Source organism: Rhodospirillales bacterium, from assembly GCA_014323865.1.
Lineage (GTDB): Bacteria > Pseudomonadota > Alphaproteobacteria > SP197 > SP197 > SP197.
In genome coordinates, this window is the sequence record JACONG010000014.1 from 46,549 (window position 1) to 66,345 (window position 19,797).

18 protein-coding genes and 2 pseudogenes are annotated in these 19,797 nt (G+C 63.7%); 8 read left to right on the forward strand and 12 right to left on the reverse strand.

Annotated elements, in window-relative coordinates; all coding sequences use genetic code 11:
- Positions 1-56: 56 nt before the first annotated feature.
- Entirely contained in the window at positions 57-278 is a 222-nt protein-coding gene (locus tag GDA49_07860) for a hypothetical protein (GenBank protein MBC6440309.1), read from the forward strand.
- Positions 275-745: a hypothetical protein gene (locus tag GDA49_07865; protein ID MBC6440310.1), complete on the forward strand. Its 471-nt coding sequence runs from the start codon at positions 275-277 to the stop codon at positions 743-745. Before GDA49_07860 ends, GDA49_07865 begins: the two co-directional genes overlap by 4 nt.
- Here GDA49_07865 and GDA49_07870 read toward each other — a convergent pair.
- From GDA49_07870 to GDA49_07880, 3 genes are all read right to left on the reverse strand, one after another.
- The gene (locus GDA49_07870; protein ID MBC6440311.1) at positions 723-1,157 is read right to left on the reverse strand and encodes a hypothetical protein; all 435 of its coding nucleotides are present in this window, start codon (positions 1,155-1,157) and stop codon (positions 723-725) included. The genes GDA49_07865 and GDA49_07870 overlap by 23 nt on opposite strands.
- Before the next feature lie 1,340 nt (positions 1,158-2,497).
- Positions 2,498-3,430 carry a DMT family transporter gene (locus GDA49_07875; GenBank protein MBC6440312.1) on the reverse strand — a complete coding sequence of 311 codons (933 nt, stop codon included), beginning with the start codon at positions 3,428-3,430 and terminating at the stop codon, positions 2,498-2,500.
- Positions 3,396-3,743, reverse strand: coding sequence for a DUF962 domain-containing protein (locus GDA49_07880; GenBank protein MBC6440313.1), 348 nt, complete (start codon positions 3,741-3,743; stop codon positions 3,396-3,398). Before GDA49_07880 ends, GDA49_07875 begins: the two co-directional genes overlap by 35 nt.
- Before the next feature lie 122 nt (positions 3,744-3,865).
- On the opposite strand from GDA49_07880, the gene GDA49_07885 reads away from it, so the two are divergent.
- From GDA49_07885 to der, 3 genes are read left to right on the forward strand one after another with little or no spacing between them, the layout of a single operon-like run.
- Entirely contained in the window at positions 3,866-4,522 is a 657-nt protein-coding gene (locus GDA49_07885) for a tetratricopeptide repeat protein (protein ID MBC6440314.1), read from the forward strand.
- Entirely contained in the window at positions 4,519-5,847 is a 1,329-nt protein-coding gene (locus GDA49_07890; GenBank protein ID MBC6440315.1) for a PQQ-binding-like beta-propeller repeat protein, read from the forward strand. Before GDA49_07885 ends, GDA49_07890 begins: the two co-directional genes overlap by 4 nt.
- A 7-nt stretch (positions 5,848-5,854) precedes the next feature.
- A complete protein-coding gene (der, locus tag GDA49_07895) occupies positions 5,855-7,195 on the forward strand; it encodes a ribosome biogenesis GTPase Der (GenBank protein ID MBC6440316.1) in 1,341 nt (446 codons plus the stop codon).
- Positions 7,196-7,198: 3 nt separating this feature from the next.
- Here the strand turns inward: der and GDA49_07900 are convergent, their stop codons facing one another.
- The 8 genes from GDA49_07900 to GDA49_07935 form a co-directional block, all read right to left on the reverse strand.
- Positions 7,199-7,921, reverse strand: coding sequence for an SDR family NAD(P)-dependent oxidoreductase (locus GDA49_07900; protein ID MBC6440317.1), 723 nt, complete (start codon positions 7,919-7,921; stop codon positions 7,199-7,201).
- A gap of 120 nt (positions 7,922-8,041) precedes the next feature.
- Positions 8,042-9,499 (reverse strand): amidophosphoribosyltransferase, encoded by a 1,458-nt coding sequence (locus GDA49_07905; GenBank protein ID MBC6440318.1) that lies wholly within the window; start codon positions 9,497-9,499, stop codon positions 8,042-8,044.
- A 28-nt stretch (positions 9,500-9,527) separates the two neighbouring features.
- The gene (locus GDA49_07910) at positions 9,528-10,208 is read right to left on the reverse strand and encodes a CvpA family protein (GenBank protein ID MBC6440319.1); all 681 of its coding nucleotides are present in this window, start codon (positions 10,206-10,208) and stop codon (positions 9,528-9,530) included.
- A complete protein-coding gene (gene radA / locus GDA49_07915; GenBank protein MBC6440320.1) occupies positions 10,205-11,581 on the reverse strand; it encodes a DNA repair protein RadA in 1,377 nt (458 codons plus the stop codon). Before radA ends, GDA49_07910 begins: the two co-directional genes overlap by 4 nt.
- 138 nt (positions 11,582-11,719) lie before the next feature.
- Complete coding sequence (locus GDA49_07920) at positions 11,720-12,499, reverse strand: ATP-binding cassette domain-containing protein (GenBank protein MBC6440321.1); 780 nt, start codon at positions 12,497-12,499, stop codon at positions 11,720-11,722.
- Positions 12,496-13,269, reverse strand: coding sequence for an ABC transporter permease (locus GDA49_07925; GenBank protein MBC6440322.1), 774 nt, complete (start codon positions 13,267-13,269; stop codon positions 12,496-12,498). Before GDA49_07925 ends, GDA49_07920 begins: the two co-directional genes overlap by 4 nt.
- A complete protein-coding gene (gene alr / locus GDA49_07930) occupies positions 13,266-14,423 on the reverse strand; it encodes an alanine racemase (protein ID MBC6440323.1) in 1,158 nt (385 codons plus the stop codon). Before alr ends, GDA49_07925 begins: the two co-directional genes overlap by 4 nt.
- Entirely contained in the window at positions 14,359-15,882 is a 1,524-nt protein-coding gene (locus GDA49_07935; GenBank protein ID MBC6440324.1) for a replicative DNA helicase, read from the reverse strand. Before GDA49_07935 ends, alr begins: the two co-directional genes overlap by 65 nt.
- A 193-nt stretch (positions 15,883-16,075) precedes the next feature.
- On the opposite strand from GDA49_07935, the pseudogene GDA49_07940 reads away from it, so the two are divergent.
- The 3 genes and pseudogenes from GDA49_07940 to GDA49_07950 all read left to right on the forward strand — a co-directional run bounded on the left by GDA49_07940 (position 16,076) and on the right by GDA49_07950 (position 17,846).
- Positions 16,076-16,663 (forward strand): annotated as a pseudogene (locus tag GDA49_07940) (amino acid synthesis family protein).
- A pseudogene (locus GDA49_07945) lies at positions 16,660-17,052 on the forward strand (GFA family protein). Before GDA49_07940 ends, GDA49_07945 begins: the two co-directional pseudogenes overlap by 4 nt.
- Positions 17,046-17,846, forward strand: coding sequence for an alpha/beta fold hydrolase (locus GDA49_07950; protein MBC6440325.1), 801 nt, complete (start codon positions 17,046-17,048; stop codon positions 17,844-17,846). Before GDA49_07945 ends, GDA49_07950 begins: the two are co-directional and overlap by 7 nt.
- Before the next feature lie 688 nt (positions 17,847-18,534).
- Here the strand turns inward: GDA49_07950 and GDA49_07955 are convergent.
- Complete coding sequence (locus tag GDA49_07955; GenBank protein MBC6440326.1) at positions 18,535-19,770, reverse strand: class I SAM-dependent methyltransferase; 1,236 nt, start codon at positions 19,768-19,770, stop codon at positions 18,535-18,537.
- Positions 19,771-19,797: the final 27 nt, after the last annotated feature.

Genomic DNA, 19,797 nt, shown 5'->3' on the forward strand with positions numbered 1-19,797 from the left:
CCATCCCACCAAAAATGCGCAACGAGTTTCGCATCAAGACACACCCCGTCTTTCCCATGCCTCCAGTGTTGTTCGTCGCAGCCTCCATACGCCGCCGCGACAACCGCGCCTCCGCCCTCTTGCCGCAGAACGAGAACCGGAACGGCAACTTTGCTGCCGATCCGACCACCGAGACCCTGCTTGATGCCGCGATGATTCCAGTCCAGGCACGCCTGACCGAAGAGTTGCTGGCCGTCGAATATACGGGTGCCGGTCCCGAAGCGCATGTGAAGCGATGACAGGGCGTTGGCTGTTTCTTGTCGTGGTGGTCGGTCTTGCGTCTCATACCGCACAGGCGGAGACGCTGGGTCCTTACATTCACGGCGAGTTCCGCGAGAACGATGGCAAGCTGATCGTTTGCTACGACGAGGCAAGCGCCGTCAACGCGGCCCAGGCGGTCAATGCCGCGTTCATGGCGCTGTTGCCGGAAATCGAGGCGGCGTCCGACGAACAGACGCTCCAGCTGCTCTATCAGACCGATCTTTATCCCTCGCCGGGATGGCAGGACCTGCTGAAAGCCATTCGTGAACTGCGTTGCGACCTCGTGGACGAGGCGAGCCACGTCTCTCGGTCGACCGTCTTCAGGGGACCTGCTGACCTCATCTCCTACGGTGCGTCCCACAGCGTCGTGCGCTCCGACTTCGTCTCGCAGTTCACCCAGGCCACAACCCGGGGCTGGGTGGTTACGACGGAAGAGGTGCCTTGACCACGACCTCCTGCTGCAAGCCGACGATCTTCTCGAAGCCCTCGTCCGTCGGTTCTTCGAAGAAGTCGTCCTGGGCCTCCACCACACCGAACGTGACGCCGAGGTGCTTCCATACACTGGAATCCGTCTTGATTTGGCCCCGCATCGCGGTGTCGAGATCAGTGATTGTTGAGACGGCTTCCGAGAACGCTTCCTTGTCGACGTAGCCGGCGCCGGCGAAGGCACGGATGCACTCGCTCACCGGCAGGCTGTAATCGATTGCTGCCGAGAGATGCGTGTCTTCGCGTTTCCTGGTGGTTTCGATGCTGTCGGAGTCGTCGAAGCGGAACTCGCGCGCATCGAAGCTGAGCGCCAGGAAGCGCGATTCGTTTTCGACGCCGATCGCATCAATCGACGTGGTCTCGAAACCCAATGCCAGATTCTAAAGTGCCCATGTTGTAGCTGAACTGGTCGTCAGTGGTGTTCGCCCTGGCGATGCTTCCGGTCAGGATAACATAGGCCGAATCGTTTGCAGGCTGGCAGATCTTCGCTCAGCGATAGCATGGTGGCCGTGCTGTCTGCGGGATCGGCATCGGCATCGGCGAAGTCCGTCAACGCCATGTCGACGCCGAACCGCGCGGAAGGGTACCGCTGTGGGATCGGTCATGCGGCCGCCAAAAAAGTACGAAGGAATCTCCCTGTGCAGCGCCAGTCCGAGTGACAGGCGCTCGTCGGTTTCGCGCCGGGGGCACAAACAGCAGATCGAACTGCGCGTCGCGTGCAATGCCGTCGATCCAGCCCGTGATCAGATCCCAGTTGGGATCATCCGCCTCGGCGTCGCGTTTCTCCGCCGATATCAGACCACGCCCGCTGTCGGCTAGGATATCGTTGGCCGCCGCTGCGTCGTCACTGGTCGATGCCAGAGCTTTGGCACGCCACGAGAGCGCACTTGCTCCTCAATCCGGATCAAGGCCGCCGGTCGTCGTCTGGGTGCCGAGCGCCAACTCGCGCTGTCGCGGCGGGAAGGCATGCGTCATCGTCGCAAAGCAGGCGGGGAAGATAATGGCCGTGCCCACTTTTTGCAGGGCGTGTCCGGCGATCAGCCAGGCCAGGTCGGATGCCGACCCCGCGAGGATGCGGCGTCTGATCTAGAGTTGTGCTAGTCGATGCGTGCTACGTGAGCGCACGATTGAGGACTGAAGATGCCGAGACTCGCATCAAGCCGAGCTCTGGCTCTTTGTCTGTTAGCTTCGCCTTCGGCAGTTCAAGTTCATCTTCCAGAAAAAGCTGCTGACGATAATCCCATCGACTGCCAAGGATGGTTCGATCAGCGAGACAGTCCTGGTGCCGCTCGGCTCCACCACGCCTTACAGTTGTGCCGCCGGAACGACATGATCAATGAAGCGTGCCTTCTCTACACGCTATTCGAGATTTGATCCTGGTCGGACCTTCGACTGTGCAAAGCGGTCACAGATGAGGGAAAGATGGGAACCATCATGATGGCAATGATGATGGTCGGAGCCGAGAGCCTCTACATACACAGAGGACGTCTTCTAGGACGGCGTCCGCCGTGGGGCCCTGTTCAACCGTCTCGAACAGTGGGATCCCACTGTTCTGCTGGCCTATGCATTCAGCGGGGCGTGCGAAGACACGCCGGACGGCGATGTCTATGGGACCGACATTGAAGCAAATCGCCAGGACAAGCTGGAATTCTTCGAAGCCGAAGCAAGCACGCTTCAGTAACAGGTGGAACCTGGTGCGCTGGTGCGGTAGTCAGTCGGATTGAGATGCGATCTTGCGCTCCCGGCTGAAGGCGTAGAGGCCGCCGGCGACCACGATGCCGATGCCGGTGATCGTCCAGGTATCCGGGAAGTCGTCGAACAGCAGGTAGCCCATCATCGTGGCCCACAGGACCATGGTGTAGCTGAACGGCTGCAGCAGGGATGCAGGTGCCAACTGGAGGGCCCGGAATAGCACCAGATGGCCGGCGCTGCCCAGCGCACCGACCGCCAGCATCAGCAGCCATCCCTCGCGATCCAGCGGAGCCCACATGAAGGGCGCCACGCAGGCCAGGATGGCGACGGCGATGAAGGCCGTGTAGAGCGAGGTTGTCTCGACGCTGTCCCGGAGACCGACCTTGCGGATCAGCACCTGGAAGAGCGCCCAGAGGAAGGCCGCGGCGATCGCGACCAGGGCGGCCGACTCCATGACGCCGGAGCCGGGCCTGACGATGATAAGTACACCGACGAAGCCGACGCCGACCGCGACCCAGCTGTGCCAGCCGATCCTCTCACCCAGCATCGGCACGGCGAGCGTTAAGGCGATCAGCGGTGAGACAGCCGCGATGCCATGCACATCGGCGAGTGGCAGCAGGCTGAAGGCCCAGATGAAGACGTAGATCTCGGCCAGCATGACAAGGCAGCGCAGGACCTGAAGGCCGGGCCTGTCGGATTTCAGTGTGGCGACGAAACCCTTTCGTGCGGCAAGCGCGATCGCGACGACGAGGAAGAAACAGAACCGGATCAGCAGGATCTGGGCGATGGAATGGTCCTCGACGAGCCATTTGGCCGTCGCATCCATCGAGGCCATGAGGCACATGGCGAGCACCATGAGTGCGATGCCGAGGCCGTGGCGTGCGGTGCGCTCCTGAACGGCTGGATCGGTCAAGCGGTCAGGCCAGGTCGGCCAGCCGGGGCCCCTCGGCATGCCGCGCAGCCTCGGCGTTCATCCGGCCCGTCAGCATCAGGCCGAACATCTGGAAATCGCCGATCAGGCTCCAGACAGGATGGGTGAAGGTCGCCGGTTTATTGCGCTCGACGAAGGCGTGGCTGAGCCATGCGAAGCCGTAGCCGAAGACCGGGATGGCCGGCAGCAGCCAAGGGTCCGCCTTCACGATCGTCAGAATCGCGATCACGATGACGCCGGCGGTCCCGATGAAGTGGAGCCATCGGGTCGTGTTCTTCAGGTGCTCGCGCACATAAAAGGGCCAGAATTCACGGTAGGATTGGAGTCGAGCCATGAAAAAGACATAGGCTGTGGAGCCATTTACGCAAGAACGGCGGAGTTTTTTCCGGCGCATTGCTGCACCGACCGCAGATCGTTAAGTTTGCCGCCTGATTCGTCTCTGGCAGGATGGTGAATATGGCCGATACCGGCGATCAATTGTTACGCGAAGTCAAGGAAGATCTTCAGCGGGAGCAGTGGCTCCGGCTGTGGAAGGCCTATGGCCGCTACGTAGTGGGTGCCATCACGCTGGTGGTCCTGATCGTGGCTGGCTACACCGGCTATACGAACTGGCGCAAAGGCCAGCTTGTCGAGAACGGCCATACCTTCTGGTTGGCGGATCGCGCCGCCACGCTCGGCGACAACGACGAGGCGCAAGCCTATTTTAACGCATTGCTCGAGGATGGAAACGCCGGCTACCCCTATCTTGCTGGCCTTCGCCAGGCGCAGATTCTGGCTCGCGACGGCGATCGCGAGGCCGCTGTGGCGATCTACGATCAACTCGCGGGCATGAATGCGGTCGACGAACGCTATCGCCAGCTTGCCGCGCTCTATGCCGTCATCCTTCTTGTCGATGATGGCGACAGTACCGACGTCATGGCCAGGATAGAACCCCTGCTGGCCGGAGACTGGCGGCATTCAGCGATGGAAATGAAGGGGCTTCTGGAGATACGCGACGGCGAGACCGCCGCCGCAGCGGCGACCTTCGAAGCGATCATCGCGGACCCCAACACGCCGATCACACTCCGGAACCGGGCCTCCGAACTGCTGGCGATTGCAGGCGGCCGCGCATGATCATCCGCCGTCTCGGCATTGTAGCGCTCGGGCTTGTGCTGACAGGTTGCGGATCCGATGGCTTCGACTGGCTCGGTGAACCGCCACCCCCGCCGCTCAAGGGTGACCGCATCGCTGTGCTTGATCTCGAGACGGAGCTTCAGGCCGACGCCGGGGTTGAAAACACGCCGGTCATCCTGCCGCTGCCGACCGACACGCCCAACTGGCCACAGTACGGCGGTCGGCTTGACAAGGCGATGCACCACGTTGCCGCGCCGGGTGCCTTGGAGGAGATCTGGTCCCGCAGCATCGGCGAGGGGCAGGGCCGCTTCCGCAAGCTGATTGCCCAGCCGGTAGTCGCACTCGGCCGCGTCTTCACGCTCGATGCTGACACCACGGTTCGGGCCTTCGATGCCGCCACAGGCGATTCGCTCTGGAGCTTCGACATTGAGCCCGAGGACGAGGACGAGGGCGGATGGGGCGGCGGCCTGGCGTTCTATCGTGACCGTCTCTACGTCACGACCGGTTATGGCGAGCTGATCATGCTCGATCATGAGACGGGCGAGGAGTACTGGCGCGTCAGGATCGGTCCGCCCCTGCGCAAGCCGCCGACCGTGAGCCAGGGTCGCGTCTATCTCGTCACGTCCGACAACGAGCTGGTCGCGCTCAATGCCGATACCGGCGATATCCTGTGGTCGCATCGGGGCCTTGACGAGATTGCCGGCCTGCTTGGCGGCGGCAGCCCGGCCGTTTCAGGCTCGGTCGTGATTGCCAGTTACCTGTCGGGCGAGCTCTATGCTCTGCGCGCCGAAAACGGGCGGGTTGTCTGGGTTGACACCTTGGCCTATGCCGCGCGCTTCGGCTCACTCGCTGCGCTCAACGACATCAACGGCAGCCCGGTCATCGACCGCGGGCTCGTCTTCGCCATCAGCCACAGCGGGCGTCTGGTGGCGATCGACCTCGCGAGCGGTGCGCGCGTCTGGGAACGTGACATCGCAGGCGTGCAGACACCCTGGGTCGCTGGTGATTATCTCTACGTCGTCACGATCGACGGTCACGTCATCTGCCTCTTCCGTCTCGACGGGCGGATCCGCTGGGTCACGACGCTTCCGCAGTTCGAGAATCTGGAAGACCGTGAGGACCCGATCCAGTGGACCGGGCCGGTGCTGGCCGGCGACCGTTTGCTTGTGGCCGGCTCCGATGGCCGTGCTGCCTCGGTGTCGCCCTACACTGGCGTCGTGCTCGGTATGGTCGATCTGGGCAGCGGCCTGCCGCTTTCGCCCGTTGTCGCGAGCGAGATCGTCTACTTCGTCGAAGAGGCGGGCGAGCTCATCGCCCTGCGGTAGGTGCGCGATGTCCTCCTTCACGGTCGCCATCGTCGGCCGGCCGAATGTCGGCAAGTCAACACTCTTCAACCGCCTGACTGGCAAACGTGTGGCCATTGTCGATCCCGCACCCGGCGTCACGCGTGATCGCCGCGAGGGCGAGGGTAGCATCGGCCCGCTGACCTTTCAGGTGGTCGACACCGCCGGTCTTGAGGAGGCCGAACCCGGCACGGTTGCCCACCGCATGCGCATTCAGACCGATCGCGCGCTCGATGAAGCCGATCTTCTTCTCTTCGTCATCGATGCCCGTGCTGGCGTGACACCCGACGACGAACACTTCGCCCGTGAATTGCGCCGCACCGGGACACCCATCGTCTTGGTCGCCAACAAGGCCGAGGCGCGCGTCGCCGACGCAGGCTTCTATGACGCATTTTCGCTCGGCACCGGCGATCCCGTTCCGTTCTCCGCCGAACACGGCGAGGGCATGGGCGATCTCTACCAGGCGGTCGCACCTTATGCGGAAGCGGCCGAGGAGGAGAGCGACGCCGCGGCCGAGGGACCGCTGCGGCTCGCGATCGTCGGCCGGCCGAATGTCGGCAAGTCGACGCTGGTCAATCATCTGCTGGGCGAGGACCGGATGATCACCGGCCCGGAACCGGGACTGACGCGCGATGCCATCGCCGCGCGCTGGTCGTTCGAGGGCCAGGCGATCGAGCTGGTCGATACGGCAGGCATGCGGCGCAAGGCCAGGGTGCGGGAACAGGTCGAAAAGCTCTCCGTCTCCGATAGCCTCAACGCCATCCAGTTCGCCCACGTCGTCGTGGTCATGCTCGACGCCGGTCAGGCCTTCGACAAACAGGATCTCGCCATTGCCGATCTGGTTGATCGTGAAGGCCGATCGATCGTCGTTGCGATCAACAAGTGGGATCTCGTCAAGGACCAGGTCGCCATGCGGCGCGAGTTCGAACTCAGACTGGGTGAACTGCTGCCCCAGATCCGTGGCGTGCCGCTCGTGACGCTCTCCGCACTGAACGGGCGCGGTACGAAGCGCTTGATGCCGGCCGTTGTGGAAAGCTATGGGCATTGGAACCGCCGCATCGGCACGGCCGATCTCAACCGCTGGCTCGAGGACGCCGTCTCGGCCCATCCGCCGCCTGTTGTTCGTGGCGGTCGCGTCAAACTGCGCTACGCCACACAGGGCAAGTCGCGCCCGCCGACCTTCACCGTCTTCGGGACGCGGGTGTCCGATCTGCCGGACTCCTATCGCCGCTATCTGATCAATCGCCTGCGCGACGACTTCGACCTGCCGGGAACCCCGCTCCGGCTGCGCTTCAAGGCCCCGAAAAACCCCTACGCCGAACGGTCCTGACCCTCAGCAGAGTGTCTCGGCGTCGATCCGCGCCCCGTTCTCGGTCCAGTCCGGGAGCGCCATTCTGATGAAGGCTTCGGCAATGGTCTCGGGCAGGGGAAGCGTTTCCGGGTCTTCGCCCGGGAAGGCCCGGGCACGCATGGCGGTCCGCAGGATGCCGGGATCGAGCAGGTTGGCCTTGATATCGGTCTTGCCGAGCTCGCGCGACCAGCAGGTGACGAGCGCCTCCAACGCAGCCTTTGTCGCGGCATAGGTCGTCCAGTAGGGGCGCAGCGACTGTGCTGCACCCGAGGTGACGAAGATCGCGCGGCCGGCGTCGGACCGGCGCAGCAGCGGGTCCATGCTGCGGATCAGCCGCGCGTTCGCCGTGACGTTGATGTCGAAGGCCTGCTGCCAGATTTCGGGAACGATGTGATGGGTTGGTGTCAGCGTACTCAGCACTGCGGCGTTGGCCACCATGATGTCGAGATGTCCGAAGCGCTCGTAGAGCGCAGCACCCATGCGGTCGATGCCGTCGAAGTCCGTCAGGTCGAGCGGTACTAGCACCGACGGTTTGCCGCCCGCCTGGCGTACGTCGTCATCGACCTCTTCGAGGCCGCCGACCGTGCGCGCCACCAGCACAAGCTGCACACCTTCCCGACCATAGGCCCGCGCCACCGCCGCACCGATGCCGCGCGATGCGCCCGTGACGAGTGCGATACGGCCTTCGAGACGAGCTTCAGACATCACTCCACCTTTCTGTCATCCCGGGCGACTACAGGAAGACGCCGGGACATCGAGAGGGTTTGCCCGTGCCTGTCGAGGTCCCGGCTCGGCGCGCCTGAGGCGCTTGGCCGGGATGACATGTCAACAGTTGGGATCGTCCAGCAGGGACAGCTGTTGGGCTTCGATGCCGCCGTCGCGATCGACCAGCGGGACCGGATACTCGCCCGTCAGGCAGGCGTCGCAGTAATGCGGCTTTTCCTTCACTCGGCCTTCCGGCTTGCCGGTGGCCCGATAGAGACCGTCCACCGTCAGATAGGCCAGCGTGTCGACACCGATGAAATCGGCCATCTCGTCGATGTTCATGCGCGAAGCGAGCAGTTCCTCGCGGGACGGGGTGTCGACCCCGTAGAAGCAGGAGTGTGTGTTGGGTGGGCTCGCGATCCGCATGTGGACCTCGGTCGCACCGGCATCGCGTACCATGGCGACGATCTTGGTCGAGGTTGTGCCGCGCACGATGGAGTCATCCAGCAGGATCACCCGCTTGCCTTCCAGCTCGGCGCGATTGGCGTTGTGCTTCAGCTTTACACCCAGGTGCCGGATGTTCTGGGTCGGCTGAATGAAGGTGCGGCCGACATAGTGGTTTCGGATGATCCCGAGAGTGAAGAGCAGGTTGGCTTCCTCGGCATAACCCAGCGCGGCCGGCACGCCGGAATCGGGCACGGGTACGACGACATCGGCGGCCACGCCGTTCTCGCGCGCAAGCTCCGCGCCCATCCGTTTGCGAACCTCATAGGCGTTGCGGCCGTCGACCAGGCTGTCGGGGCGGGCGAAGTAAATGTACTCGAAGACGCAGAAACGTTGTGCCTCGGCCTTGAAGGGCTTGAACGAACGAAGCCCGCCATGGTCGATGATAACCAGTTCGCCCGGTTCGATATCGCGCACGAAGGTCGCACCCATGATGTCGAGCGCGCAGGTCTCGGACGTCAGGACATAGGCACCGTCAAGCTGGCCGAGCACCAGAGGCCTGACCCCGAGGGCATCACGAACACCAATCATCGCGGTGTCGGTCAGGGCAACCAGCGAGTAGGCGCCGACGACCTGTTTGAGCGCATTGATCAGGCGGCCGGCCATGTCGTCCATGTCGCTGAGCGCGACGAGATGCACGATGATCTCGGTGTCCGAGGTCGACTGGAAGATCGCACCGCACTTTACCAGATCCTGACGCACGGTATGGGCGTTGGTCAGGTTGCCGTTGTGCGCCAACGCCAGCCCGCCCATGTCAGTCTCGACGAAGATGGGCTGCACGTTGCGCAAAACGGTGTCGCCGGTGGTGGCGTAGCGGTTGTGCCCGATCGCGGCATGGCCCTTGAGACGATCCATGATCGCATCGCTGGCGAAGACGTCGGAAACCAGTCCGAGGTCTCGGTGAACGTGAAATTTCGTGCTGTCGAAGGCGACGATGCCGGCCGATTCCTGGCCGCGGTGCTGCAGGGCATGAAGACCGAGCACGGTGTGGGCGGCGGCATCTTCCGTGCCGAAAATGCCGAACACGCCGCACTCTTCGTGCAGACGGTCATCGTCGAAGGGGCGGCTAAACAGGAAACGCGTCACGCGGTGCGGCCTCGTTTCACTCTTCGGCTCCGATCATCTCGTCGAGCGCGGAACGGTCACCCTCATTATACCCGTCTTCCGGTGGATTGCCAGTTTCGCCCGCGCCCGGCTGGGGATCGATAAGGTCGTTGTAGTCGACGCCGAGCTCGTCGAGCGTCGATGACGTGTCCTTCAGTTGCTGGGCGACCCGGTTGCCGTGCAGGCCCCAGTCCTCGGGAACGAGCGCCAGCATGACCTCGGCGCCTTCGGCAACGGCCGGTGTCAGCTTGGCTTCCTGCAGCCACTGCGGGTGCTCCTCAATCGGTGCCATGAGCGTGTAGAGCAGGTAGATCAGGCAGACGATCAACACACCGCGCACCAGCCCGAAGACAAAGCCGAGCGAGCGGTCGAGCACGTTGAGCTTGGAGTCTTCGGTCCGCTTCACGACGACCATCGAGATCAGCGTCATGGCCGTCAGCGCCAGGACGAAGAGGCCCGCCGCATTGGCCAGCGCCGAAATCAGCGGGTCGCCGCCGACCCATTCGGTCACAAAGGGCAGGGTGTAGCTGTAGAGGTAAACGGTTGCCGCGACCGCGCCGCCCCAGGTCGCAAGGAAGAAGAACTCACGCAACGCACCACGGAAATAGGCCAGGAATCCCGAAAGGAAGATGATTCCCAAGGCCACCAAGTCGGCGATAGAGAGTGGCAGATCGTTCATCGGCACCCGCTGTTGCCGTAGATCAAGTCCACGAGGGAGACCAGTTCCCCTATGGCACGTGTCTGCAAACTGCTTCCGACGGTGGCCTTGCCCTTTCGGTCTGGCATCACGGCCTTGGTGAAGCCGAGTTTGGCGGCTTCGCTCAGGCGCACCTCGGACTGGCTTACCGGCCGAATCTCGCCCGCCAGCCCGACTTCGCCGAAGACAATTCCATCGTGGGGCAGGGGCTTCGCTGCCATCGAGGAGATCAGCGCCGCTGCCACCGCCAAGTCTGCCGCCGGCTCACGAATGCTGAAGCCGCCAGCGACGTTGAGATAGACATCGTGAGCGCCCATCGCAAGGCCGCAGCTGGTATTGAGCACCGCGAGCACCATGGCGAGGCGGCCGGAATCCCAGCCGACCACGGCTCGGCGCGGTGTGCCGAGCGCCGAGGGCGCCACCAGCGCCTGAATCTCCATCAGCATCGGCCGACTGCCCTCGATCCCGGCGAACACCACGGTGCCGGCGACATCCTCGTCGCGTCGATCCAGAAACAGTGCGGAGGGGTTGGGAACCTCGTCGAGACCGTGATCGGTCATCTCGAAGACGCCGATCTCGTCGGTCGGCCCGAAGCGGTTCTTCACCGCACGCAGAATCCGGAACTGATGGCCGCGCTCGCCCTCGAAGTAGAGGACGGTGTCGACCATGTGCTCCAACACCTTGGGCCCCGCGATCTGGCCTTCCTTGGTGACATGACCGATGAGCAGCAGGATCGTCCCGGTTTCCTTGGCGTGGCGGATCAGCTCCTGGCCCGCACCGCGCACTTGGCCAACCGTTCCGGGTGCCGAATCCAGGTTGTCGAGGTACATCGTCTGGATCGAGTCGACGACCACCAGATCGGCGCGGTCTTCCGAGAGGCTCGTCACGATGTCGCGCACGTTCGTCGCGGCGGCCAGCCCCAGCGGTGCACTCTCGAGGCCCAGCCTGCGGGCGCGCAGCCGGACCTGATCGATCGCTTCCTCACCGGAGAGATAGATGCAGCGCGCCCCGGCGCGGCTCAGATTGGCCGCCGCCTGCAGCGCGATGGTCGACTTGCCGATACCGGGATCGCCGCCCAACAGCAACGCGGAGCCGGGGACGAGGCCCCCGCCGAAGACCCGGTCGAGCTCGGCGATGCCGCTGGTCATCCGGGGCGGCGGCTCCGAAGCGCCCGCCAGGCTTTCGAAGGTCAGGCGGCGCCCCTTATATTTGCCCTTGAGCCCGCCGGGAGCGCTCTTATCGACGGCTTCCTCGACGACCGTGTTCCACGCTCCGCAGCCCTCGCAGCGACCGACCCACTTCCTGTGTTCGGTGCCGCAGGACTGGCAGATGAAGCGTGACGCCGTTGCCGTCATGTCAGATCCGTTCCACCCGGGATGTCATCCCGGACAAGGCCCGCAGGGCCGCCGATCCGGGCTCCCGGGCCGCGCCGCCCCTGCGTGACGGAATCCCGGCTCTCCCGTGGGGCGGCCGGGATGACGGTTTGATCTTGTTCACGGCCGTCGGACGTTCATGGCGATGGGGCCTTCGGCGCGGCCGTTGATGAACTGGTCGACGAAGGCGTTGCCGCTGGTGTCAATCTCGCTCACCGGACCGGTCCAGACGAGCTCACCGCCGTGCAGCATGGCGACCCGGTCGGCGATCTTGCGCACGCTCGCCATGTCATGAGTGATCGAGACCGTGGAGACGCCCAGCTTCTCGCGCACCGAGACGATCAGTTCGTTGATCACGTCCCCGGTGATCGGGTCGAGCCCGGTGGTCGGTTCGTCGAAGAAGATGATCTCGGGCCGGGCCGCGATGGCGCGGGCCAGAGCGACACGTTTCATCATGCCGCCGGAGAGCTCGGCAGGATGCAGGTTGGCGATGTCCTCGCCCAGCCCGACCATGCCGAGGTTCTCGATCGCACCCTCGCGCGCCTCGCGCCGGGTGTGCCCGCGTTCCTGAAGCAGGCGGAAGGCGACGTTCTCCCAGACCGAGAGGCTGTCGAAGTGCGCGCCGCCCTGGAACAGCATGCCGAACTTCGACATCAGCGCATCGCGCTCGCGGCCGCGCAGGCCGACAGCGTTCTGACCGTCGATCAGAATCGTGCCCTCGTCGGGCTGGATCAGGCCCAGGATACACTTGATGGTGACCGACTTTCCGGTGCCGGAGCCGCCGATGACGACAAGCGATTCGCCCTCGGCGACGTCGAAGTCGACGCCGTCCAACACGGTCTTGCGCCCGAAGCTCTTCTTCAGGCCGCGCACATGGATCTTGGCGATCGTTCCGGTCATTGTGCGAAGAAGATCTCGGTGACGACGTAGTTGAACGTCAGGATGAGGATTGAGCCCGAGACCACGGCGTATGTCGTCGCCTGGCCGACGCCTTGGGCACCCCGGCGCGAATGATAGCCGTGATAACAGCCCATCAGCGCGATCAGGAAGCCGAAGACGGCGGCCTTCACAAGGCCCGAGATCACGTCCATCGGCTCGAGGATGTCGAAGGTGTTGGCGAGATAAGTGGTCGGATTGAAACCCAGCTTGTGGATCGAGATCACATAGCCGCCCATCACGCCGATGACGTCGGCCACCAGCACCAGCACCGGCAGGGTCATCGTGGCAGCCAGGACGCGGGGTGCGACGAGATACTTGAAGGGATTGGTCGACAGCGTGGTCAGAGCGTCGATCTGCTCGGTCACACGCATGGTGCCGATCTCGGCGGCGATCGCCGCGCCGACTCGGCCCGCCACCATCAGGCCGGCCAGCACGGGCCCGAGCTCGCGCGTGACCGACAGAACCACGATCCCGGCGATCGCACTTTCGGCCTCGAAGCGGGAAAACCCGGTGTAGCTCTGCAGTGCCAGCACCATGCCGGTGAAGACCGCTGTCAGGCCGACGACCGGCAGAGAGTAGTAGCCGATCTCCATCATCTGGCGCAGGACAAGGCGCGGGTACCAGGGCGGCAGAACACAGTGGATGACCCCTTGCGCAGCGAACAGCGCGACCCGTCCCGCTGCCGCAAGAAACGCCAGGAAGGTTCGTCCGATGGCCGCCAGAGGGTTCACGCGGCGCCCTCTCCGACATAGATGCGCGCGTAGCGGCCGCCCAGGGCGGTCAGCAGCTCATATCCGATCGTGCCAGCCCGCATCGCCAAGTCGTCCAGCATCTCGCCCCCCCAGATCAGGTCAACCCAGGTTCCCACGTGCGCCTTTTCCTCGCCAAGCGCGCCGATGTCCAGCGTTACGAGGTCCATCGAGACCCGCCCGATCACCGGGACCTCGGTGTCGCCGATCCGCGCGGTCGCGCACGAACTGAGGGTTCGGAGGTAACCGTCGGCATAACCCAGTGGGATCGTCGCCACGCGGGTCGGCCGATCGACCGTGTGGGTCGCGCCGTAGCCGACCGTCTGGCCCGGCTCCGCATCGCGCACCTGGATTATCTGGGCGGAGAGCCGCACCACCGGCGCCATCGGGTTCATTGCGTCGGGCGTCGGGTTGCCGCCATAGACGGCGTATCCGGGCCGGACGAGGTCATAGTGATAGTCCGGACCAAGGAACACACCGGACGAATTCGCGAAGCTTGCCGGCATGTCAGGGAGCAGGCACCGGTAGTGATTGAAGGCGGTGAGCTGTTCGGTGTTCTGATTGCCGGCGCTGTTCTCGACGCTCGCTAGATGAGACATCAGGTACTTGACGTCGAGTGGTGCCAAGAGCTCCGGCCGTTCGGCCAGGCGATGGATTTCGGCATGCGGCAGGCCCAGTCGGCTCATGCCCGTGTCGGTGTGGATCACGGCCGGGAGTCGGCGCTCAAGCGTCGATCCCAGGGCCGACCAGCGTTCGATCTGTCCGAGATCGTTGAGCACAGGCGTCAGGCCCTGATCTACGTACTCTTCGGGCGTGCCAAGCAGGCCGTTGAGAACATGCACCTCGGCCTCGGGCAGCAGCCGCTTCACGGTCAGAGCACCGTCCGGATTGGCCGTGAAGAAACGCCGGCAGCCCGCGCTCCATAAAGCAGGCGCGACGCGATCCACGCCCAATCCATAGCCGTTGGCTTTCACGATGCCGGCACAGTCGGCGCCCGACGCGCGGGCCTTCAGGTCGCGCCAGTTCGAAACCAGGGCGTCGAGATCAATCGTCAGGCGGGTAGCGGCGCGCTCAATAGGGGCCGTCGCTGGGGGAATACCGGTTCTCCAGGTCCGTGTACTTGGTCGTGGCTGCATTGAAGTGGAGCTTCACGTCGCCGGTTGCACCATGGCGGTTCTTGGCGACGATCACTTCGGTGATGCCGCGGACGTTGTCCATCCTCTGCTCCCAGTTTTCAAGCCGCTCGCGGTACTTGCCGCTTTCTTCGTTTTCGTCGGCCTTGGGCTGGGGCTGCTGGCGCTGGAGATAGTACTCTTCTCGATAGAGGAACATGACGATGTCGGCGTCCTGCTCGATCGAGCCCGATTCACGCAGATCGGAGAGCAGGGGGCGTTTGTCCTCGCGCTGCTCGACAGCACGGCTGAGCTGGGAACAGGCGATCACCGGAACGTCGAGCTCCTTGGCCAGCGCCTTGAGGCCCTGGGTCACCTCCGAGACCTCCTGCACGCGGTTCTCGCCGCTGGAACGGCCGCTCGGCCGGACAAGCTGCAGGTAGTCGATGATGACGAGCGACAGACCGTGACGGCGCTTCAATCGGCGCGCGCGTGTCCTGAGGCTCTGGATCGTGATCGCCGCCGTGTCGTCGATATAGAGCGGGATACGTGAGAGTTCCTGGCTTGCCTTGACGATGGCCTCGAAGTCACGCGCGTTGATATCACCGCGTCGCAGCATGTCGGACGGGATGCCCGAAGCCTCGGACAGCACGCGTGCAACGAGTTGCTCGGACGACATCTCAAGCGAGAAGATGCCCACGACCGCGCCGTCGACCACCCGGGCCGTGCCTGAATCGTCGACCTCGGTGTGGTAGCGCTTGGCCGCATCGAAGGCGATGTTGGTCACGATCGAGGTTTTGCCCATGGCGGGCCGCGCGGCGAGGATGATCAGGTCGGACTTGTGCATGCCGCCCAGCTGATCATCGAGATCGCGCAGGCCGGTTGCCACGCCGGCCATGCCCATATCCTTGCGGAAGGCGGCCTCCATGGTCTGCAGCGTGTCGATGGCGATATCGCGGAAGTCGCGGAAGTCACTGTCGTTCTGGCCAGTCTCGGCGAGCTCGAAGAGCTGCTTTTCAGCGTGTTCGATCTGCTCTTCGGCGCTCTGGTCGACCGTGTGCTCGAAGGCGTCGTTTACCATGTCCTCACCGATTCCGATGAGCTGGCGACGGACGTGGCTTTCGTGAATCTGCCGAGCGTACTCGGCGGCGTTGATGATGGTCGCCGCACTGGAGGCTAGACGCGCCAGATAGCCCGCACCGCCCATCTCGCTCAGCGCGTCGTCGTTCTCGAAGTAGGCCTTCAGGGTGATCGGATTGGCGATCTGGGCCTTCTCGACGATGCACTGGATCGCCTCGTAGATGCGGCCATGAACGGGAATGAAGAAATGCTCGGGCTGGAGGAAATCCTCGATCCGGTTGAGCACGTCGTTGTTGACCAGCATCGCGCCGAGCAGCGCCTGTTCCGCCTCCTCGTTGTGCGGCATCGACCGGTACTCAGGCGTGTCGTCGGTAGGGAGTCCGGTGATGTCGGCGTGTACCATGATCGGGCGGGGCTTGTCGTTGCGTCAGTCCGGCGTGTGTAGTGGAACCGTCATCCGCATCCCATCGGGAACTGTGTTGAATGCGGGGACAGCCTTCATCCTACACTACTATTGCGGCGACACGCGGGCGCGTGCATCGTCTTGACAGAGACATTCCTGCGTCGGTCTATGCGCCCGAGCAAAGGGAGATGCCATGACAGCCGAAATCCGCAAGATCGTCACCCACACCGACGAGACCTTCATCGAAGGCGGCAAGGTCACGTCCAGACCGTGGTAGATGACGGCCGTGGCCGCGGTGATCCGCAATCCCTGGACCGGGCAGGGTTTCGTCGAGGACCTGCGCACCAACATTCTCGCAATGACGCCGCCGCTGGGCGACGTGCTCGTGTCGCACATTATCGATGCCTGTGGTGGTAAGGACGCGATCGAGGCCTATGGCAAATCCGCCGTCGTCGGACTTGACGGCGAGATCGAACACGGCTCGGGTTTCATCCACACGCTGCGCTTCGGCAACAAGTACCGCGAGGCCGTGGGCGGAACGTCCTGTCTCTCGTTCACCAACACGCGCTCGGGCCTGGGCCAGTCGATCCAGATTCCCATGATGCACAAGAACGACCCGGGCTTCTGCGACTACTACACCACGCTCGAGTTCACGATTCAGGATGCCCCGGGCCCCGATGGGATCGTCGTTGCCCTCGGTGCCGCGACCTCCGGCCGCCCGCATCACCGCATCGGCAACCGCTACTCCGACATGGAAGAGATGGGGATAGAACAACCGTGAGCGATGACGCGGATCGGACGCGACAGGCGGTCTGCTGTTGCGGGCAGCTTGTCGTCACCTGCACCGGTGAACCGGCCAACGTGTCGCTCTGTCATTGCAGGTAGTGTCAGAAGCACACAGGGAGCACCTATGGCATCGCCGCCTTCCATGCGCGTGATCATGTGTCGGTCGATGGAGCCTTCGAGGATTTCTGGTGCACCGCCGAGAGCGGGTTCGACGTCACGTTCCACTTCTGCCCAGCCTGTAGATCGACAGTCTTCTGGGAACCGGAGCGCAAACCGGACATGGTGGCGGTTGCCGTCGGGTCCTTTGCGGACCCTGGCTTTCCTGCACCGATGACATCGGTCTGGCACGAGTCGAAGCACGATTGGGTGGTCGATCCATGTTGATCGGCGACACCAGAGTCCGGATCGACGGTCAGGGACCGGATGTCGTTCTGGTCCATGGCGTTGGCTGTGACCTCCACATGTGGGACGATCTCTTTCCAGCCCTCGCCGAACGCTATCGCATCATCCGCTACGACACGCTCGGCCACGGCGCGACGCCAATGCCCTCGACCGATATCACCCTGCGCGACTATGCCGATCAGCTGGAGTCCGTAAGGTCCGGGCTTGGCCTAGAACGGTTTGCACTCATCGGGTTCTCGATGGGCGTGCCGATTTCGCAGCTCTTCGCGATCGAATACAATACGGATCTCGCGGGTCTCGTCCTGATGAGCGGCGTCTATGACCGTGAGCCCGATCAGCTCCAGGCGATCCTGGACCGCATCCGACTGGCGCGCAAGGAGGGCACGGACGCCCTGATGAAAGCTGCCCTGAAGCGCTGGCTCTCGCCGGCGTTTCGCGAGGCCCGGCCGGACGCCGAGGCCCGGATCAGAAAGCGCTTCTCGGACAACGACCCCGAGAGCTTCCTGACCGCCTACAGGATCTTCGCCGAGGCCGACCCGTGGGTCGTCGGCAAGATCGGTGCCATCGCCTGCCCGACGCTGACGAGCACCGGCGAGAACGATCCCGGCTCCCATCCCGGCATGAGCCGGGCCATGGCCGCCGAGATTCCCGGCGCGCGCTTCGAGATGATGCCCGACCTCTACCACATGCCCATGGTCGAACGGCCCGATGTGGTCATCGACCTTCTCTTGCGCTTCCTCGACGGGCTGCCGCAGGACGAAGACCGCTGGTCATAGCTGGAGACCAAACCGGCGCACTCCATGAGCGTGGAGGCACCAGAGGAGAAAACAGCATCGTGATTGCACCGCAGGACATGAAATCCGTGGCCATTGTCGGCAACGGCCTGATGGGGCAGGGCATGACCCAAGTGTTCGCAGGCGAAGAAAGACGGTAACGTTGATCGGCTGAAGCGACGAGAGCCTCGCGCGCCATGGAGGTGGTGCGCAACAACTTCGCCCCGTTCGTGGAGAGGGAGCTGACCGGCCGCGAGGCCGCGGCCGTGGCCTCGCGCGAATCGCGATCTCCAGATCGAGGGGTTTTCCAGGCGCGATGCGGTGTGCGACCCCGCGATCGTGCCTGGCTCCACCAGCGGACAGCCGATCAGCCTCATGGTGGGCGGCATGAAGAACCCCGAGCGGGCCGCCGTTGCCATGCACTTCATCATATCCGGTCCAGATCATGCCGTTGGTCGAGGTTTGCAGCGGGGACCTGACGGCGCCCGAGGTCGTGCAGTGGGCGTCCGACTCTCTCGTTTCGTTGGGCCAGACCCCGCCTGATCAGTTCGATCGGGGCCCGCAGCATCGCGAGATTGCAACCCACCCGGTGCATGTCGCCGTCGGCCGCGCAGAAATCGCACTGCATGTCGATCACGAAGAGCGCGGTGCGAGCCGGATCGAGATCGCTCTTCCGGAAAAGGAGAGCGGGTCAATCCTGAATCCTGTCGGTCGTCATGCGCGCGCGTTCCCAGTCGACCATGTAATCCCGGGTCTCCGGGGTCGCATCGCGTCGCTTCGCGAGCTGGAGCTGGAAGACCATCTGGTCATCATGGCGGAAGGCGGCCTCGCAACCGAGCAGATAGAACTCCCACATACGGCAGAAACGGTCGTCGTAGAGATCGCGGACACGGTCGCGATTGTCCTGGAACCGCCGGTGCCAGAGCTTGAGCGTGTCGGCGTAATGCACCCTCAGGATCTCCATGTCGGTGGAGATCAGCTTGGAACGCTCGAGCGCGGTGAAGACTTCTGAGAGGGCAGGCGAATAGCCGCCGGGGAAGATGTACTTCCGCAGCCAGGCGTTGGTGTTGCCGGGCTCCGCGAAACGGCCAATCGAGTGCAGCAGCATCACACCCTGGTCGTTGAGCAGGGTGCGCACCTTGCGGAAGAACTCGAGATAGTGGCGCGAGCCGACGTGCTCGAACATGCCGACCGAAACGATCCGGTCGAAGCTCTGGTCGACATCGCGATAGTCCTTCAGCTCGAAGCGCACCCGTTCCGACAAGCCAAGCGCTTTGGCGCGTTCGTTGGAGATCTTGTGCTGTTCCCCCGACAGCGTGACGCCGGTGACGTCGACATCGGCCATCTGGGCCAGATAAAGCCCCATGCCGCCCCAGCCCGAGCCGATGTCGAGCACCCGCTGGCCGGGTTCCAGCAACAGCTTCGCGGCGATGTGTCGCTTCTTGTCGGCCTGGGCCTGGTCGATCGAGCTGTTGGGGGTTGTGAAGTAGGCGCAGGAGTACTGGCGATCCTCGTCGAGGAAGAGATCGAAGAGATCATCCGAGAGGTCGTAGTGGTGCGCCACGTTCCGGCGTGACCGGGTTGCCGGATTGTGCTGCTGCAGGGGGCGCGTGATGTTGCGGCGGATCCATGCCGACGTCCGGCCGATCATGTCGTCGCGCTCGAGGTTATTCAGGTTCCTGCCGATGACCTCGAAGAAGTCGACGATCGAGCCGTCTTCGAGGGTCATGGTGCCGTCCATATAGGCTTCGCCCACGACGATGCGTGGCATCAGAGGAATCTTCCAATGCAGCGACGGATCGTGCAGCCGGACAGTAATAGAGGGTTGGGCTCCGACAGTGCCGAAGTCGTGACGTTTGCCGTTGGCGTCGATCAGCCCGAAATGGCCGATCGTGATGTAGCGATCAAGCACATTTGCCACGAGCATGACTTAATCTCCCGCACGAAGACGTCA

Excerpts from the sequence above, each read along its gene's own strand:
- GDA49_07860 (MBC6440309.1), top strand. The coding sequence starts at position 57 with ATGCCTCCAGTGTTGTTCGTCGCAGCCTCCATACGCCGCCGCGACAAC.
- GDA49_07865 (MBC6440310.1), top strand. The coding sequence starts at position 275 with ATGACAGGGCGTTGGCTGTTTCTTGTCGTGGTGGTCGGTCTTGCGTCT.
- GDA49_07875 (MBC6440312.1), bottom strand. The coding sequence starts at position 3,430 with ATGCCGAGGGGCCCCGGCTGGCCGACCTGGCCTGACCGCTTGACCGAT.
- GDA49_07880 (MBC6440313.1), bottom strand. The coding sequence starts at position 3,743 with ATGGCTCGACTCCAATCCTACCGTGAATTCTGGCCCTTTTATGTGCGC.
- GDA49_07885 (MBC6440314.1), top strand. The coding sequence starts at position 3,866 with ATGGCCGATACCGGCGATCAATTGTTACGCGAAGTCAAGGAAGATCTT.
- GDA49_07890 (MBC6440315.1), top strand. The coding sequence starts at position 4,519 with ATGATCATCCGCCGTCTCGGCATTGTAGCGCTCGGGCTTGTGCTGACA.
- der (MBC6440316.1), top strand. The coding sequence starts at position 5,855 with ATGTCCTCCTTCACGGTCGCCATCGTCGGCCGGCCGAATGTCGGCAAG.
- GDA49_07900 (MBC6440317.1), bottom strand. The coding sequence starts at position 7,921 with ATGTCTGAAGCTCGTCTCGAAGGCCGTATCGCACTCGTCACGGGCGCA.
- GDA49_07910 (MBC6440319.1), bottom strand. The coding sequence starts at position 10,208 with ATGAACGATCTGCCACTCTCTATCGCCGACTTGGTGGCCTTGGGAATC.
- radA (MBC6440320.1), bottom strand. The coding sequence starts at position 11,581 with ATGACGGCAACGGCGTCACGCTTCATCTGCCAGTCCTGCGGCACCGAA.
- GDA49_07920 (MBC6440321.1), bottom strand. The coding sequence starts at position 12,499 with ATGACCGGAACGATCGCCAAGATCCATGTGCGCGGCCTGAAGAAGAGC.
- alr (MBC6440323.1), bottom strand. The coding sequence starts at position 14,423 with ATGCAGCCACGACCAAGTACACGGACCTGGAGAACCGGTATTCCCCCA.
- GDA49_07935 (MBC6440324.1), bottom strand. The coding sequence starts at position 15,882 with ATGGTACACGCCGACATCACCGGACTCCCTACCGACGACACGCCTGAG.
- GDA49_07950 (MBC6440325.1), top strand. The coding sequence starts at position 17,046 with ATGTTGATCGGCGACACCAGAGTCCGGATCGACGGTCAGGGACCGGAT.
- GDA49_07955 (MBC6440326.1), bottom strand. The coding sequence starts at position 19,770 with ATGCTCGTGGCAAATGTGCTTGATCGCTACATCACGATCGGCCATTTC.